Genomic DNA, 766 nt, shown 5'->3' with positions numbered 1-766 from the left:
TTCCGGGCCCGCGACGGGCCGTTGTTGGTCACCGTGACCCGCCACTCGATCCGCTGGCCGGGGACGACCGGGCTGGTCAGCAGCGCCTTGGCGATGCTCAGGTTCGCCTGCGGAGTGGGTACGGCGGTCGGCGAGGCCACCGCGGTGTGCGTGGGTGTGGCCGGGTCGGGTCCGCCGGTGACCACCACCGCGTTCGTCGGCGTCACGGTCGCGTCCGGGGCGAGCGTCGCGGTCAGCGTGTACGAGGCGGTCTGTCCGACCTCCAGCTCGATCGCCGGACAGACCGCAACACCGTCGGTGATCGGGCAGGCGGACGCGTCGGCGTTCGACTGGAGGACGGCGTTGGAGACCCCGTTCGGGATCCGATCGGTGATCACGACATTGCGCGCCTTGGACGGACCGTTGTTGGTCACCGTGACCCGCCACTGGATGACCTCACCCGGAACGACCGGGTCGGTCAGCAGCGCCTTGGCGACGGTCAGGTTCGCCTGCGGTGTCGGCGAGTTGGTGGGTGAGGCCACCGCGGTGTGCGTGGGTGTGGCCGGGTCGGGCCCGCCGGTGACGACCGCCGTGTTGGTCGGCGTGACGGTCGCGTCCTGCATCAGAGTGCCGCTCAGCGTGTAGGAGACCGTCTGCCCGACCTCCAGCTCGACCGCCGGGCAGACAGCCGTCCCGTCCGTGATCGGACACACCCTCCCGTCGGCGGCCGTCATGCTCGGCCCGCCGACCCCGTCCGGTACCCGGTCGGTGACGACGACGTTGCGGG

The 766-nt window shown here is 71.5% G+C and carries 1 pseudogene; it reads right to left on the bottom strand.

Going from position 1 to position 766, the window contains the following annotated elements:
- Nucleotides 1–766, bottom strand: a pseudogene (locus VR45_RS29805) (DUF11 domain-containing protein); the annotation flags it as partial.

Source organism: Streptomyces sp. NRRL S-495 (assembly GCF_000966955.1).
GTDB classification, from domain to species: Bacteria; Actinomycetota; Actinomycetes; order Streptomycetales; family Streptomycetaceae; genus Kitasatospora; species Kitasatospora purpeofusca.
This window is presented reverse-complemented; position numbering and strand designations above follow the sequence as displayed.